Annotated in this window: 11 protein-coding genes; 6 read left to right on the top strand and 5 right to left on the bottom strand. The window is 64.8% G+C overall.

The annotated features are described in order from the left end of the window. Nucleotide 1 precedes the first annotated feature (1 nt). The 3 genes from KPL81_RS08135 to KPL81_RS08125 are packed head-to-tail and all read right to left on the bottom strand — an operon-like array spanning nucleotide 2 to nucleotide 3,618. The gene (locus KPL81_RS08135) at nucleotides 2-586 is read right to left on the bottom strand and encodes a PqiC family protein (protein WP_219791403.1); all 585 of its coding nucleotides are present in this window, start codon (nucleotides 584-586) and stop codon (nucleotides 2-4) included. Between the two features lie 57 nt (nucleotides 587-643). Next, nucleotides 644-2,320, bottom strand: coding sequence for an intermembrane transport protein PqiB (gene pqiB / locus KPL81_RS08130; RefSeq protein ID WP_219791402.1), 1,677 nt, complete (start codon nucleotides 2,318-2,320; stop codon nucleotides 644-646). Then, on the bottom strand, nucleotides 2,317-3,618 hold the full coding sequence (locus KPL81_RS08125; RefSeq protein ID WP_240549141.1) for a paraquat-inducible protein A: 1,302 nt from the start codon (nucleotides 3,616-3,618) through the stop codon (nucleotides 2,317-2,319). The genes pqiB and KPL81_RS08125 overlap by 4 nt, the downstream gene beginning before the upstream one ends. 192 nt (nucleotides 3,619-3,810) lie before the next feature. On the opposite strand from KPL81_RS08125, the gene KPL81_RS08120 reads away from it, so the two are divergent. The 6 genes from KPL81_RS08120 (at nucleotide 3,811) to KPL81_RS08095 (ending at nucleotide 11,983) form a co-directional block, all read left to right on the top strand. Further along, nucleotides 3,811-4,797, top strand: coding sequence for a calcium/sodium antiporter (locus tag KPL81_RS08120; RefSeq protein WP_219791400.1), 987 nt, complete (start codon nucleotides 3,811-3,813; stop codon nucleotides 4,795-4,797). A gap of 320 nt (nucleotides 4,798-5,117) precedes the next feature. Beyond that, nucleotides 5,118-6,530, top strand: coding sequence for a cytochrome ubiquinol oxidase subunit I (locus tag KPL81_RS08115; protein ID WP_219791399.1), 1,413 nt, complete (start codon nucleotides 5,118-5,120; stop codon nucleotides 6,528-6,530). 2 nt (nucleotides 6,531-6,532) lie between these two features. Beyond that, nucleotides 6,533-7,543, top strand: coding sequence for a cytochrome d ubiquinol oxidase subunit II (gene cydB, locus KPL81_RS08110; RefSeq protein ID WP_219792162.1), 1,011 nt, complete (start codon nucleotides 6,533-6,535; stop codon nucleotides 7,541-7,543). Between the two features lie 4 nt (nucleotides 7,544-7,547). Continuing rightward, nucleotides 7,548-9,239, top strand: a complete 1,692-nt coding sequence (gene cydD, locus KPL81_RS08105) for a thiol reductant ABC exporter subunit CydD (RefSeq protein ID WP_219792160.1) — start codon at nucleotides 7,548-7,550, stop codon at nucleotides 9,237-9,239. Then, nucleotides 9,232-10,962, top strand: a complete 1,731-nt coding sequence (gene cydC / locus KPL81_RS08100; RefSeq protein ID WP_219791398.1) for a thiol reductant ABC exporter subunit CydC — start codon at nucleotides 9,232-9,234, stop codon at nucleotides 10,960-10,962. The genes cydD and cydC overlap by 8 nt, the downstream gene beginning before the upstream one ends. A 25-nt stretch (nucleotides 10,963-10,987) precedes the next feature. Then, nucleotides 10,988-11,983, top strand: a complete 996-nt coding sequence (locus KPL81_RS08095; protein ID WP_219791397.1) for an adenosine deaminase — start codon at nucleotides 10,988-10,990, stop codon at nucleotides 11,981-11,983. 85 nt (nucleotides 11,984-12,068) lie between these two features. Here the strand turns inward: KPL81_RS08095 and KPL81_RS08090 are convergent, their stop codons facing one another. Further along, the gene (locus tag KPL81_RS08090; RefSeq protein ID WP_219791396.1) at nucleotides 12,069-13,070 is read right to left on the bottom strand and encodes a cytochrome-c peroxidase; all 1,002 of its coding nucleotides are present in this window, start codon (nucleotides 13,068-13,070) and stop codon (nucleotides 12,069-12,071) included. Between the two features lie 251 nt (nucleotides 13,071-13,321). Further along, entirely contained in the window at nucleotides 13,322-14,701 is a 1,380-nt protein-coding gene (locus KPL81_RS08085; RefSeq protein WP_219791395.1) for an NCS2 family permease, read from the bottom strand. Nucleotides 14,702-15,514: the final 813 nt, after the last annotated feature.

The following is a 15,514-nucleotide window of genomic DNA, read 5'->3' as shown; positions in this document are numbered from 1 at the left end:
CTCACCGCGCCTGCCGGATACCCGAGGCGATCTCAGTGGCCACCTGGTCCCAACCGCTGCCCAGCGCGCGTACCAGGGCGGGGTAGCCGTCGTCTTCCAGCGCTGTCTGCTCATGAAAGCGTTCCATGGCCAGCAGACGACCATCGGGCGCGAGCAGTTGCCATTCGCCGCTGACGATGGCGAAACCGTCGTGGTGTCCCTGGAAGCGATCCACCTCGAGCCGCAGGCGCAGGGCCTCGCTGCGTCCTAGGCTGGCTTCGTCGTGCATGATCCGGGTGTCGGGGAGTTGCGTGGCGAGCCTGTCGCGCAAACCGCGTTCCAGCTGGCGTCCCAGTGGCTCGACCCAGAGGTGCTGGCGCGCGGTGTTGAGCGTGATGTCGTCGAGCTGCAAGACGATGCCATCGGTATCCAGATAGTGCGCCAGGCGCGGTGGCTGGACGATCAGCAGGCGGCTGGGATCGGAGGCGGCGCTCGGCAGCGCGGCTCCGCTGTCGGGCAGCATGTAACGATTGGGCGGTTCAGTGGGCGAAGCGCAGCCGGTAAGCAGCATGCTCACCGTCACGACGAGCCAGATCATCCATCTCATGCCATGATTCCTTTCGATGCGACAAGGACAGCATAGTGCTTCATCGGGCAAGCCTCATCAGTTGCTGCGCGGGGCGCGGGGTATCGGATCTTCGGCGTCGAGACTGTCGAACAGCAGGGCCCGCGGGTTTTCGTTGAGCGTGCGCGTCACCGGCTGCAGGTCTCGCAGGGTTCGCTCCAGCCGCTCGGCGGCACCGGTCAGCTCGCGATAGGCGCTGGAATCCGGCGAAATCCCCGCCAGCGTCTCGCGCAGTGCTTCCAGCGAGGCGTTGAGGTTGGCCGGAAGGTTGCGCGTACCCGGGTCGTCGAGCATCCCTTGCACCGAGGCACTGAGTTCGCGGACTTCGCCGAGCATGGCTTCGGAGGCCGTCAGGTTGCGCTCAAGACCTGCCAGCAGCGGCTCGATCTCCAGCGCGTTCAGTTTTTCCAGCAGCGCGGTGACCTGGGACTCGATCTGAGCGAAGCCAGTCGAGGTGGTGGGGAACACGGTGCGTTCGCTGAACGTTTCGGCGACGTAGTTATCCGCCTCTTCACGATAGAAGTTGATGTCGACGAACAACGATCCGGTGAGTAAATTGCCGGACTTGAGCGAGGCGCGCAGACCGCGACCGAAGAGGCGGTGGAAGCGTTGGTCCCACTCCTCGAGGTCGATCTGCTGGTTCTCGATCCCCAGACGCTGCGGTTCGATGCGAATCAGCACCGGGATGGCGAAGCTGCCGCGGTTTTCCGGCTGGGTCGCGGTAAACTGCCAGGGCACGCTGGCCACGGTGCCGATGCGCACGCCACGAAACTCCACCGGGGCGCCGCGAGAGAGCCCGCGCACGCTATCCTCCACCAGCAGCACGTACTCGAGGTAACGGTTGAAGGTACCCTGGCGCGCACTCTCCTCGTCGGGGTAGAGATTGAAGGTGGCGCCATCCTCGACCGCCCGGCCGCGGGGGAGGTCGTCGGGAACGCCGAAGGTGACGCCTCCTCCCAGTAGCGCCTCGATCGATTCCACGTTGACGCGAATGCCATCGGCATCGAGGCGCAGGTCGACCCCGCTGGCCGACCAGAAACGAGTGCCGTCGGTAACCAGTCGGTCGTAGGGACTCTCGATGAAGATGCGCTGATTCATGCGCCGGGCTTCGGGATCGAAGTCGACCTCCTCGACACGCCCCACGGTATAGCCCTGGTAGGTGACCGGATCCCCCGTGCGCAGGGAGTTGCCGAGCTGGCTGATGAGGGTGACGCGTATCCCGGCGGCGTCGGCGGGGGCGATGGGAGGTTGATCGCTGACCTCGAACTCACGCTCGCCGGGCTCGCCGCTGCCCGGCTCTAGCTGAATGTAGGCACCGGAGAGCACCGTGCCCAACCCGCTGATCCCCTCGCGCCCGATGCGCGGCTTGACCACCCAGAAGCGGCTGCCTTCCGTCAGCAGAGCGTCGGTGTCGGGCGACATCCGCGCGGTGATCACGGCGTGGGACATATCTTCGGAGAGCTGTACGCGCTCGACCCGGCCGACCTCGACGTTGCGGGTCTTGATCAGGGTACTGCCGGCCTCGATGCCTTCCGCGCTGCTCATGGTCAGGGTGATCTGCGGGCCGCGACTGCGGTAGTTGTCGTAGACCAGCCACAGCCCGATCAGCATGGCCACGATGGGCACGATCCAGATCGGCGAGAGGCGTAGCTGCGGCGTGGTACGCGCGCGGTGCATGTCGCTGTTGGCCTCGTTGTCGCGCGGAGTGTCGCTCATCCAGTGGTTCCTTGCGTTGCATGGCGGTCACGCGGCAGGGGCGTGTCCCAGATCAGGCGGGGGTCGAAGGTCATGGCGGCCAGCATGGTCAGCACCACCACAGCGGCGAAGGCCAGGGCGGCGGGGCCGGGGGTGATCGACATCAGCGTGCCGGCGCGAATCAGCGCCACGAGTATGGCGACCACGAAGACGTCGACCATCGACCAGCGGCCGATGAACTCGGTCAATCGGTAGAGCCAGGTGCGATGGGCGGCGTTGAGCTCATTGCTGCGCTTCACCACCAGGCAGAGCCAGGCCAGCGCCACCAGCTTGCCCACCGGTACGATGACGCTGGCCATGAAGATGACCACAGCCACCGGCCACGAGCCCATCTGTATTAGCTCAACCACGCCGCCGATGATGGTGGAAGGGTCGCTGTGGCCGAGGCTGGTGGTGGTCATGATGGGGTAGACGTTGGCCGGGATGTACATCAATGCGGCAGCGGCCAGCAGTGCCCAGGTACGCTGCAGGCTGTGCGGCAGGCGGGCGTGCAGCCGCTCCCCGCAGCGCAGGCAGTGTCCGCGACCGCTTGCCTCCAGGCGATTGACCAGCCCGCAGGTGGGGCAGCCGGCCAGGCCCTGGGGGGCGGCGGTGGTGCCGGTGCGGGTGCCCTCGGGCGCGAGCGGCTCGCCGGCCAGCGAGAACCACATCCAGTCCGAATCGATGGACTGGGTGGTGAACAGCAGCAGCAGGGCGAAGACGCAGTAGGCCCAGAACGAGAGGCCGAGTTCGATCTGCGCCAGGTCCGACACCTTGATCAGGCTGACCAGAGCGCCAACGATGAAAACGTCGGCCATCATCCACGGGTTGAGATGCGCCAGGCTGCGGGCGATGTGCCGACTGGCCGGCAGAGGCTGGTCCTGGAGCAGGCCCAGTTGCAGCCACATGACGCCGAGCAGATAGAGGCCTGGCAGCACGGCGATCGTCATGATGACCGCAATCGCCACCAGGGGTTGATCGAAGCCGATCAGCGTGGTGGCCGTATGGGTCAGTTCGATACGGTTGCCGACGCCGCTGGTACTGAAGCTCACGAACGGAAAGGAGATCGCCAGCAGTAGCGCGACCATGGCCGCCATGGCCAGCGCCATGCTGCGCTGGGCGGGTTGACGGTGGCGAGTCGCCAAGGTGTGCCCGCAGCGAGGGCAGTTCGCCCGCTGGCCGGGGCTTAGCGGCGGCAGGGCCACGAGCCAGTCGCACTCGTGGCAGGCACGCAGCCGGCGGCGTGAGCTGCGGGCCTCCGGTGGGGCCTGATCGACCAAGGGGGCGCTGGGGACGAGTGATGGAGGCTGAAGACGATAAGGCACTGACGAGTCGACTCGAATACTGGTGGAGCGAGGCTGCTCGCATCCTGTCATCGGAAAGCCGTGTCGGCTGCATCAAAGTGTGGCATGTTGACGCCCCGCGTACCATATACAAACATTCGCCCCTGAATGTTCCTTGAGGAGACGACATTGTTACTTCCCCTGTTGGCCGTGCTGGCTGGTCTCGTACTGCTGGTCTGGAGTGCCGAACGCTTCGTCGACGGAGCGGCGGCGACATCGCGACGTCTGGGTGTGTCGCCATTGCTGGTCGGCATGCTGGTGATTGGCTTCGGCACCTCGGCGCCCGAGCTGATGGTGTCTTCGCTGGCGGCGGGGCAAGGCAATCCTGGGCTGGCGCTGGGCAACGGCTACGGCTCCAACATCGCCAACATTGGCTTGATCCTGGGGCTGGTGGCGGTCGTCTCGCCGCTGGCGGTGCACTCCAGCGTGGTACGCCGTGAACTGCCGATTCTGGTAGCGGTTACGTTCTTGTCGGCGCTGCTGATGTGGGGCGGGATGATCAGCCGTCTCGAAGGCACCCTGCTGCTCGTGCTGCTGGCCGCCATGATCGGCTACAGCATCTGGCAGGCCCGTCGCAGTGGGTCCGACCCCCTGGCAGACGAGACCGAGGAAAGCCTGCAGGCGCATCCCATGTCGCTGCGCCGCGGCGTGATCTGGACCGTCGTCGGCCTGGCATTGCTGGTGCTGAGTTCGCGTGTGCTGGTGTGGGGAGCCGTGGAGATCGCCGTCGGCTTCGGCGTCAGCGACCTGATCATCGGCTTGACCATCGTCGCCGTCGGCACCTCACTGCCGGAACTGGCGTCCTCCTTCAGCGCCCTGCGCAAGGGCGAGCACGACCTGGTGGTGGGCAACGTGGTCGGCTCCAACCTGTTCAACACCCTGGGCGTGGTGGGCCTGGCCGCGGTGATTCATCCGATTGAGGCGGGCAGCGAGGTGCTGCTGCGCGACTGGATGTTGATGACCGTGATGACGCTGTTGATGACCGTCTTTGCGATCGGCTGGAAAGGGCGCCCCGGGCGCATCAATCGCCTCGAGGGCGCGACGCTGCTGGCGCTGTTCATCGGTTATACCGTTTTCATGGTGCATCTGGTCCTGCGTAGTGCCGGTGCACTCTAGCGGGACCGCACGACGCTGCTGCGACATCCCGACACATCGGTAACCCGCGACCCGGCGCCTGCGCTCTAGTAGGCTTGAGTGCAAGCACACAATGCGGTGACGAGTATTGATCCAGGACAGTGTCAAGGCATGTAGGGTTTTGTAAGTTTCGCAACCCTGCATGTCTCACTGTTCTAGGCTCTTGGTACACCCAGCCGAGTGTCGAGGTGGAATGCGTCACGACATGTCCAGGAAGGACGTGGTCGGAAGCACAACAACAGCACCCCGTGTGCTTTCGCATCCCTTGAGACGTTGACTCTTTCGCAGCCAAGAGGTACGTCATGGAGCTTGATCCGGTATTGCTCTCGCGATTGCAGTTCGCCTTCGTGGTTTCCTTTCACGCCATCTTTCCGGTCTTCACCATCGGTCTGGCGTCCTATCTCGCCGTGCTTCACGGTCTCTTCTACAAGACGCGCAATCCCGCCTGGGACCGCCTGGCACAGCTGTGGACCCGGGTCTTCGCGGTGGCCTTCGGCATGGGGGTGGTGTCGGGCATCGTGATGTCCTTCCAGTTCGGCACCAACTGGAGCAACTTCTCCCAGGCGAGCGCCAACTTCATCGGGCCGCTGCTGAGCTATGAAGTGGTCACCGCCTTCTTCCTGGAGGCCGCATTCCTCGGCGTGCTGCTGTTCGGGCGCGGTCGGGTTCCCCAAGGCGTCCATCTGTTCGCCGCCATCATGGTGGCATTGGGCACCTTCATCTCCACGTTCTGGATCCTGGCGGCCAACAGCTGGATGCACACTCCAGCCGGCGTCGATTTCACCGATGGCGTCTTCCGCATCACCTCCTGGACCGAGGCGATCTTCAATCCCTCGTTCCCGTTCCGCCTGGCCCACATGGCGCTGGCCTCGTTCATTACCGGCGGTTTCGTGGTGGCCGGGGTGAGCGCCTGGTACCTGCTGATCGGTCGCGATGTCGAGGCCAACCGCAAGGCCCTGTCGATGTGCCTGTGGCTGCTGCTGGTGTTGACGCCGACCCAGGCGCTGGTCGGCGACTTCCATGGGCTGAACACCCTCGAGCACCAGCCGGTCAAGCTTTCCGCCATGGAGGGGCATTGGGAGACTCGCAGCGCGGTACCCTTCCTGGTGTTCGCCGTGCCGGACCAGGAAGCGCAGGAGAATCGCTTCGAAATCGGTATTCCCTACGCGGCAAGCTTGATCCTGACGCATGATCCGAACGGCGTGGTGCCGGGGTTGAACGAGGTGCCGCCGGAGGAGCATCCACCGGTGGCGATAGTCTTCTGGGCGTTTCGCGTCATGGTCGGTCTCGGCCTGTTGATGATCGCCGTCTCGCTGGCAGGCCTCTACCTGCGTCGCGGTGGCAGGGTCTACCATTCGCGTCCCTATCTCCAGACGCTGCGGTTGATGTCGGTGACTCCCTTCGTCGCCGTGCTTGCCGGCTGGATCACCACCGAGTCGGGGCGGGCGCCGTGGCTGGTCTACGGCATGATGACCCACGCCGAGGGGGTGACCCCATCGCTCACCGGCGGCATGGCGCTGTTCACCTTGATCGGCTACATGGCGGTCTATGGGGTGATCTTCTATGCCGGTACCTATTACCTGACGCGGGTCATTCGCTACGGCATGCAGGATAAGGAAGACGACCAGGTGATCGACGACTTCGAGACGCCCAAGCGTCCCTGGTCGGCGACCCACACGCCGTTCGACGCCGATCCGACCGAGAAGGGGGCCTGATGATGGAAATGTTCGACCTATCGCTGATCTGGGCGCTGATCATCGGCTTCGGCATCATGATGTACGTGCTGATGGACGGCTTCGATCTGGGGCTCGGCATCCTCTTTCCGTTCGCCCCGGACGAGGACGCCCGCGACGTCATGATGAACTCCGTGGCACCGGTGTGGGACGGCAACGAAACCTGGCTGGTGCTGGGGGGCGCTGGGCTGCTGGCGGCGTTTCCGTTGGTCTATTCGGTGTTCCTGCCGGCGCTGTACATCGGCGTGTTCCTGATGCTGGCGGGCCTGGTGTTTCGCGGCGTGGCCTTCGAGCTGCGCTTCAAGTCGACCCGCGGCCGTCGCGGCCGCCGGCTGTGGAATCTCGCCTTCAGCGGCGGCTCCGCGGTGGCGGCCTTCGCCCAGGGCGCCGTGGTGGGTACCTACATCCAGGGCTTCGCCACCGAGAACAGGGTCTACGTCGGTGGGCCGTTCGACTGGCTCACGCCGTTTACGCTGCTGACCGGTGTCGGCATCATGATCGGCTATGCGTTGCTCGGCACCACCTGGCTGATCCTCAAGTCCGAGGGTTATATCCAGCAGTGGGCCTACCGGCTGACCACGCCGCTGCTACTGGCCGTACTGGTGATCTTTGGCATCATCAGCATCTGGACGCCGCTGGTGAATGTCATGGTCTGGGAGCGTTGGTTCGGCCACATTCACGTGATCTGGGTGCTGCCGGCGCTGACACTGTTGAGCATGTTCACGGTGTACTGGGCCTCGCGCCGCGGTCACGAGGTGCTGCCGTTCATCGCCACGCTGGGGATTTTCCTGTTCACCTACCTGGGCCTGGTGGTCAGCAAGTGGCCCTGGATCGTGCCGCCCAACTACACCATCTGGGACGCGGCCTCGGCGCCGGAATCCCAGCTCTTCCTGCTGATCGGCGTGCTCTTCGTGCTGCCTTTCGTGCTGTTCTATACCTTCTGGTCCTACTGGGTGTTCCGCGGCAAGGTGCGTGTCGGCGAAGGCTACCACTGAGCCGATGATGCGCGACGCCCGATCGGCCTCCTCGCCGCGGCAGTGGCTGGCGGCCCATGCCGTCGGCCAGCGCCGCTGGCTGGGCCTGGCGGCGATGGCCGGGGTCGCCGTCGGCGTACTGACGATCATCCAGATGGCGCTGCTGGCCTGGATCGTCAGCCGTCTGCTGGTCGTCGGCGATTCCCTGGCGGCACTGACCTGGGCATTTCTCAGCTTGATCGCCGTGCTGGTCGTAAGGGCATTGTGTCAGTGGGGCCAGGAAGTGGCCGGTCAGGAGGCGAGCCTGCGTATCCGCGATGCGATTCGCGGCGAGCTGCTGGAACACCTGGCCGCCATGGGGCCGGTACGGGCCGGCGCGAGGCATAGCGGCGCGCTCGCCAACCAGCTGGTGGAGCAGGTCGAGGCGCTGGACGGCTACTTTGCCCGTTTCCTGCCGCAACTGCGCCTCAGCGTGATCGTCCCGCTGCTGATTCTCCTGGTCGTCGTGTGGCTCGACTGGCTGGCGGCGCTCTTCCTGTTGCTCTCCGCGCCCTTGATTCCTCTGTTCATGGCGCTGGTCGGCATGGGTGCGGAGCGGCTCAACCGCGAGCAGTTTGCCGCCGTCAGCCGACTCTCGGGGCACTTTCTCGATCGGGTGCGAGGCATCGCCACGCTGCAGCTGTTCCACCAGACCCGTGAAGCCGGCGAGGAAGTGCATGAGGCCGCGGATCGCTATCGGCGCCTGAGCATGCGCACGCTGCGGGTGGCCTTTCTCTCCTCGGCGGTACTCGAATTCTTCGCCTCGGTGGCGATTGCCGTGGTCGCGATCTATGTCGGCTTCGGCCTGCTGGGCTACATCGAGTTCGGTCCCGCCGATGAGCTGACGCTGTTCAGCGGCCTGCTGATCCTGCTGCTGGCGCCGGAATTCTTCCAGCCGCTGAGAACCCTGGCCCAGCACTATCATGACCGAGCAGCGGCCCTGGGGGCCGCCGATGGCATGCTGGCGCTGCTTGCCGAACCGGTGCGCCGGGTCGAGGGCAGTGCAGCGTTGCCGTCGGCTGACGAGCGGCTGGTGAGCCTGGAAGGCGTGACCCTGTCGCACCCGGGGCGCGGTCGAGTGCTGGGGCCGCTAAGCGTCGAGGTGGCAGCCGGCGAGACGCTCGTCGTCACCGGGCCCTCAGGGGCGGGCAAGTCGGCCTTGCTGCAATTGCTGGCGGGCTTCGTGGCGCCCGACGAGGGGGCGCGGCGCACGCAGGCTGGGCTGACGTTCGCCTGGATGGATCAGCGCCCGGTGCTGATCCATGGCAGCCTGGCCGAGAACCTTCGCCTGGCCGCGCCCGAGGCGAGCGAAGCCGACCTGCAGCGGGCACTCGAACGTGCCGGGTTGGCCGAGCTGGTGGCCTCGCTACCGCACGGGCTCGAAACGCCGCTGGGGGAGCGGGGCTCGGGCCTGTCGGGAGGCCAGGCGCAGCGTCTGGCACTGGCTCGCATATTTCTCTCGGACGCCAGCCTGGTGCTGCTCGACGAACCGACCGCGAGCCTGGACGAGGCGAGCGAAGCGCGGGTCATCGAATCGCTGACCAGGCTGGTCGAGGAGGGCAGGTCGCTGGTCATCGCCACCCACCATCCCGCCCTGATGGCCATGGCGAGCCGGCGGCTCGAACTCGATGCAGGCGCTATCAAGGCCCAGGCAACGGGAGTTCCTCTCCATGAGTGAGTCGCTGAAAGCCACCCTTTCCCCTTGGCTGCGACTGCTTGCGCGGCGCCCGCGGCGGCTCGCCATCGGCGTGTTGCTGCTGGTGGTGACGGTGTTCTCGGCGGTGGGCCTGCTGGCGCTGTCGGGCTGGTTCATTGCCGCCAGTGCACTCACTGGCATAGCCCTGGCGATGGGCCTCGCGGCAAGCCTTGACGTCTACGTGCCCGGCGGCGGGATACGCTTCTTCGCCGTCAGTCGTACCGTGGCACGCTACCTGGAGCGGCTCTACAACCACGACACCGTGCTGCGCCTGCTGGCCGACCTGCGCGGTCGCCTGTTCGGCGCCATGGCCAGGCTCGATGACCGCAGCCTGGCCCGGCAGCGCTCCAGCGACTGGCTCAACCGATTGACCGCCGACATTGATACCCTCGACAGCCTCTATCTGCGCCTGCTGGCCCCGCCGGCGGTGGCGCTGGTGGCGGTCGTGCTGGTCGCTGCCTTCCTTGCGCTATGGGTACCGGCGGCGGGTCTCGCGGTCGCGGCGCTGTTGCTACCCACCTGGGTCTGGCTGACGGCCGGCCAGGCGCGGCTCGGCATGGCCGCGAGCCGACGCCAGGTCGGTCACCTCCAGCGCCTGCGCAGCCAGGCCATCGAGTACCTGACCGGCTTGGCGGAACTCGAGGCCTACGGCAGCCGGGCCTGGCACCGGCGCGGTTTTCGTCAGCGTGAGGACGCACTGCGGCGCGACCAGCGGCGCACCGGCCGGTTGGCCGCTTTCGGCACCGCGCTGGTGAACCTGATGGTCGGGCTGGGCATGGTCGCGACGCTGTGGCTGGCGGCGGCGGCCTGGCAACAGGAGGCGATCGGCGGCCCCATTCTGGTCATGCTGCCGCTGGCGGTGTTCGCCATCGGCGAAGCGCTGGCGCTGCTCCCGGCAGCCTTTACCCAGCTAGGTGCGACCCGTGGCGCGGCCGAGCGGCTCAATGCGGTGGAGCGGGCGAGCGAAAGCGTGCCCGAGGGCGGTAACGTCGAGCTGCCCGCCGGTGCACTGTCCCTGCGGCTCGAGGCTGTCAGCCTGCATTATCCCGGCGCGCTTGCGCCGGCGCTGCGGAACATCGCGTTTGAGCTGATGCCGGGCGAGAGACTGGCGCTCAGCGGGGCTTCCGGTGCGGGCAAGAGCAGCGTGGCGGCATTGCTGACCCGACGGCTTCCTCCCAGCCAGGGGGTGATCATTCTCGCGGACGTGCCGCTCGAGCAGGTCGACGAACGTTCGCTGCGTGAGCGCGTCGCGATTCTCGGCCAGCGCATCGATCTGTTCCAGGGCAGCCTGGCGACGAACTTGCGGCTGGCGGCGCCGGAGGCCAGCGAATCCCGGCTCTGGCAGGCCCTGGCCGCGGTCGATCTGGCGCAGTGGGCGGAAAGCCTGCCGCATGGGCTGGCCACCCGGGTGGGCGAAGGAGGGCGCGCCCTGTCAGGCGGCCAGGCACGGCGCCTGGCCCTGGCGCGGCTGATGCTGCGCGACCCGGGGCTGGTCATCCTGGACGAGCCCTTCGCCGGCCTGGATGCCGATACTGTGGCACGCCTCTCGCCACGGCTCGACCAATGGCTTCAAGGGCGCAGCGTGCTCTACCTGGTGCATCAGCTCGACGGCGGCGGTTTCGAGCCGCCGGGCATCACCCGCGAGCGGCGTCTCGAGCAAGGAGAATTGACCGTTTGCGCAAAATCCGAGTATCCATCAGGATAAAGGGATAAAGGCAAAGAGGTGCACCATGCGCGACTTCCTGAAGCGACTGCCGAAGGTCGAACTCCACCTGCACATCGAGGGCTCGCTGGAGCCGGAGCTGATGTTCGCTCTGGCCAGGCGCAACGGGGTCGAGTTGCCCTTCGCCTCTGTCGAGGAGGTGCGTGCCGCCTATGACTTCCAGGACCTCCCATCCTTCCTCGAGCTCTATTATCGCGGCATGAGCGTGCTCAAGCGCGCCGAGGATTTCCACGACCTGGCCATGGACTATTTTCGGCGTGCCCATGCCGAAGGCGTGGTGCACGTGGAGATGCACTTCGACCCCCAGGCCCACCTGGCCCGAGGCATCGAACTCGACGTCGTCATGGAGGGGCTCAGCCTGGCGCGGCGCGAAGCCGAGCGTGAGCTGGGCATGTCCACGGCGCTGATCATGGCTTTCCTGCGCGACCGGCCTGCCGACGAGGCGATGAAGGTACTCGAGAGTGCCGCTCCCTATTGGGAAATGCTCGATGCCGTGGGGCTCGACAGCGCCGAGCGCGGCCACCCGCCCTCCAAGTTCACCGAGGTCTTCCAGCGCGCCAAGATGCTGGGAATCCCCCGGGTCGCGCATGCCGGCGAGGAGGGACCGCCCGACTACATTCGCGAGGCCCTAGATCTGCTCGACGTATGCCGTGTCGACCACGGCGTGCGCTGCCTGGAGGATCCCGACCTGGTCGCGCGGCTGAGAGACGAGGCCATCGTGCTCACCGTCTGCCCGCTTTCCAACGTACGTCTGAAAGTGGTGGAGCGTATCGAGGATCATCCCTTGCCCCAGTTGCTCGACGCCGGGCTTAGGTTGACCATCAATTCGGACGACCCGGCCTATTTCGGCGGCGGCATGCTGGACAACTTCGTCGCCTGCCACGATGCCTTCGGCTGGTCGAAGGAGACCTTCATCCAGCTCGCCGGTACCGCCATCGAAGACGCCTTCATGAGCGACGCACGCCGTCTCGAACTGCATCGGCAACTCGCCGAGAGCGCCTGAACGACAGCGCCCCCGGCGGTTGCCAGGGGCGCATTCCCCTTGCTTTCTGCCTCAGAACGGCGATTCAGGGCGTGTCGCTACCGACTCAGGGCAGCGCCGGCACCTCGAAGTCGGGCATCTCACCGGTCAGGCTATGCAGGAAAGCGGTGATGTCGGCGATGGTGGCATCGTCGAATTCACGATTGAGCATCTCCTTGCCCATGATCGCCACGGCTTCCTCGAGGGTCTCGGTGGCGCCGTTGTTCATGTACGGATAGGTCACGCCGACGTTGCGCAGCGTGGGCGTGCGGAACTTGTGCATGTCGGCTTCGTCACCGGTGACATCGAAGCGCCCTACATCGGTGGAGCCGGGTACCTGGATGGCGTAGAAGTTGCTGTCGGTGAAGGCCGGGCCGCTGTGACAGGCGATGCAGCCGTTGTCGACGAAGGCCACCATGCCGTCCTTCTGCTGCTGGCTAAGCGCGTCCATGTCGCCCCGCAGGTAGCGATCAAACGGTGAGTTTGGCGTGTTCAGCGTGCGCTCGAAGCTGGCGATCGCCATCGCCAGGTTATCCTTGTTGATCGGGTTCTCGTCACCGGGGAAGGCGGCGGCGAATTTTTCCTGATAGAGCGGGAAGCCGTCGAGGCGCTCGATGGCCATGTCGAGGGCCATGGCCATCTCGATGCTGGCCTGGATCGGGCCCAGCGACTGGCCTTCGAGATCGGGCTCACGACCGTCCCAGAACTGCGCGCCGAGGAAACCGGAATTGAGTACGGTGGGTGTATTGCGCTCGCCGATCTGGCCGTCGTGGCCGGTGGCGCGCGGTATGCGGTCGCTCCAGCCCAGCGCCGGGTTGTGACAGGTGGCGCAGCTGATCACCCCACTGGAGGATATCCGCGGCTCGAAGAACAGCATGTTGCCGAGTTCGACCTTCTCCTTGGTGAGCGAGTTTTCCGCCGGGATCGGCGGCAGGTGGGGCAGCGGCTCGAAGCGGTCGCGATAGTTGCCGAGGCCGTCGTCGGCGGTGGCACCGGTAGCCGCCAGAGCGGCGCTCAGCGACACTGCAGCGGCGAGACGGGTCGGTCGGACGAGAGCGTGATGTGTCATGACGAATCCCCTTGGTTGCAAGCTAGAGACGGTTTTAGCCTGTTATGCAACATCAGGTTACGGATGCGTCTTGAGCCGTATCAACCAAGTGAAATAGTCGGAATGGAGTGCTTATTGAGGTGGGTCAAACTTTAATTCGTTCCCGCTCTTACGGACGAACAAACGCTTGTCTTCAGGTTCCTGAGTGTGATCCTCGATAGCAGTCTGAAAAAGGTTGGTAATGGGGCCGGCTTTCGCCGGCCCGCTCCCTCTCAATGCGTTGTTACCAGCATCACCACGCTCAGTGCGGCCGAGACCCACATGGCCGGCTTGATGTCGTAGAGCTTGCCGGTAGCGAGCTTGATCAGCACGAAGCTCAGGAAGCCGAAGGCGATACCCAGCGTGATCGAGTAGGTCAGCGGCATCAGGATGATCGCCAGAAAGGCGGGGAACGCCTGCTCGAACCGCGACCAGTCGATCTTGCTGATCGGTGCCAGCATGAACAGCCCGACCAGCACCAGTGCCGGCGCCGTGGCGATGCCGGGCACCAGCGACAGCAGCGGCGAGAGGAACAGGAAGGGCAGGAACAGCAGGGCGATGGTCACCGCCACCAGCCCGGTACGGCCACCCTGGGCCACGCCGGCGCCGGACTCGATGAAGGTCTGCGCCGCACTGGTGCCCAGCGGGGCGGCGATCATCGAAGCGAAGGCATCCACGGTCATCGAGCGCTTGAGGTTGCGCGGGTTGCCGTTCTTGTCCTTGAGGTCAGCCGACTCGGACAGCGCCATGAAGCAGGAGAGCGCGTCGAAGAAGTTGGTGAACAGCATCACGAAGATGAACGGCAGGTAGGCGACCTTCAGCGCCCCCCAGATATCCACCTTCATCACGGCGCTGAAGTCCGGCCAGGCGGCCAGGCCGTTCCACTCCACCACAACGTCGCCGCCCCACATCCTTCCCATGGGGGTGGCCAGCAGGGTGGTCAGGGCGATACCCAGGATCAGGGCGCCATTGAACCGCATGATCACCATGATGGCGGTGGCCATCATGCCGATGAAGAAGGTGATCAACGAGGCGTCCATATTGCCCAGCGTGACCAGGGTGGCATCGCTGCCGACGATGAAGCCGGCGTTCTTGAAGCCGATGAAGGTGATGAACAGGCCGATGCCGCAGGTGATGGCGTAACGCAGCGAGGGCGGAATCGCATCGATGATCGCCTCGCGCACGTTGAACATGGCCAGGGTGGCGAACAGCACGCCGGACCAGAACACGCAGCCCAGCGCTACCTCCCACGACAGGCCGGCGCCCAGCACCAGGGTATAGGTGAACAGCGCGTTCATGCCCATGCCCGGCGCCACCAGGATCGGATTGCGCGCATACAGCCCCATCGCCAGGCTGCTCATGAAGCTGATCAGCACGGTGGCGGAGAGGGCGGCGGAGAAGGGGATGCCGGCGTCGGAAAGGATCGCCGGGTTGACCACGATGATGTACATCGAAGCCAGGAAGGTGGCGATGCCCGCCAGGATCTCGGTCTTGAGGCTCGAGCCGCGACGGCTCACGCCGAAGTAGGTGTCCAGCCAGTGGGCCTTGCCTGTGGCCCGCCCGAGGGACTGGCCATCAGCCTTGTCGGCCAGGGTAGAGGAGGTCGGTTCCATAGCTTGTGTCCGTTGTTGTTGGATGGCGTCGTCGAATAAGGGTTATGGGGTGTCCTGCGACATGCCTGACCGTTTGGTCAGGCTGTGCACGGCTACAGCCTAGACGTTATTTGACCGATTGGACAGGTGGGTTGCGACCAAGGTCGTAGAGGCAGGTGGGAAAGGTTTCGAGGGTGAAGGGAGGTGACGTAGGTACTGAAGGAGGCGTTGCCCTCAACGTTTCGCTTGGTTACGGTAGGTAATAAAGCCACAGCAGATGGTTAACTGATCAAGACGTACTCAGGGATGCCGCATTAGGGATGATGGGAATCGTCATCCATTCTGCCAGCAGGGCGGTAGCGTCCCTGAAAATCACGGCTCAGCCCAACGGGCGATGCATTCCGGCAAAGCCTTTGCCAGCACATGCCTCCGCACCATAGATCTTCATGGGCCAGCGCAGTCGAGCTTTAGGCGCATGGTCACCTTTACCTTATCGATGAGTTTCAAGGCAGGTGTGTGTCTTTATACTTGGCTTCTTTGTATAAGAATATGTGCATACAGTATATTGATTACGGCAGAACGCGCGTGCTCGCGAATTCAGCATAGGTGGCCGAGCTATGCTTAAGTGAATGAAAAATCAATGAGTTGTAAGAAATGAAGCGCGACAGATAATTTTATTGAACGCGCAGGGGTGTTCATCCAATATCAGGACGCGCAGTCCAATCACTGTTGAACTAAACCGCTTCGCGGTAGCTGTCCGGTAAGCCGTCGTCGAGGCACGTCTTTTGCCTCATCGCACCACACTGTTCTTTGACCCACGTGGGTCAGAGAACA

Origin of the sequence: Billgrantia antri (genome assembly GCF_019430905.1) — a bacterium.
In the GTDB taxonomy this organism is placed as follows: domain Bacteria; phylum Pseudomonadota; class Gammaproteobacteria; order Pseudomonadales; family Halomonadaceae; genus Halomonas; species Halomonas antri.
This window is presented reverse-complemented; position numbering and strand designations above follow the sequence as displayed.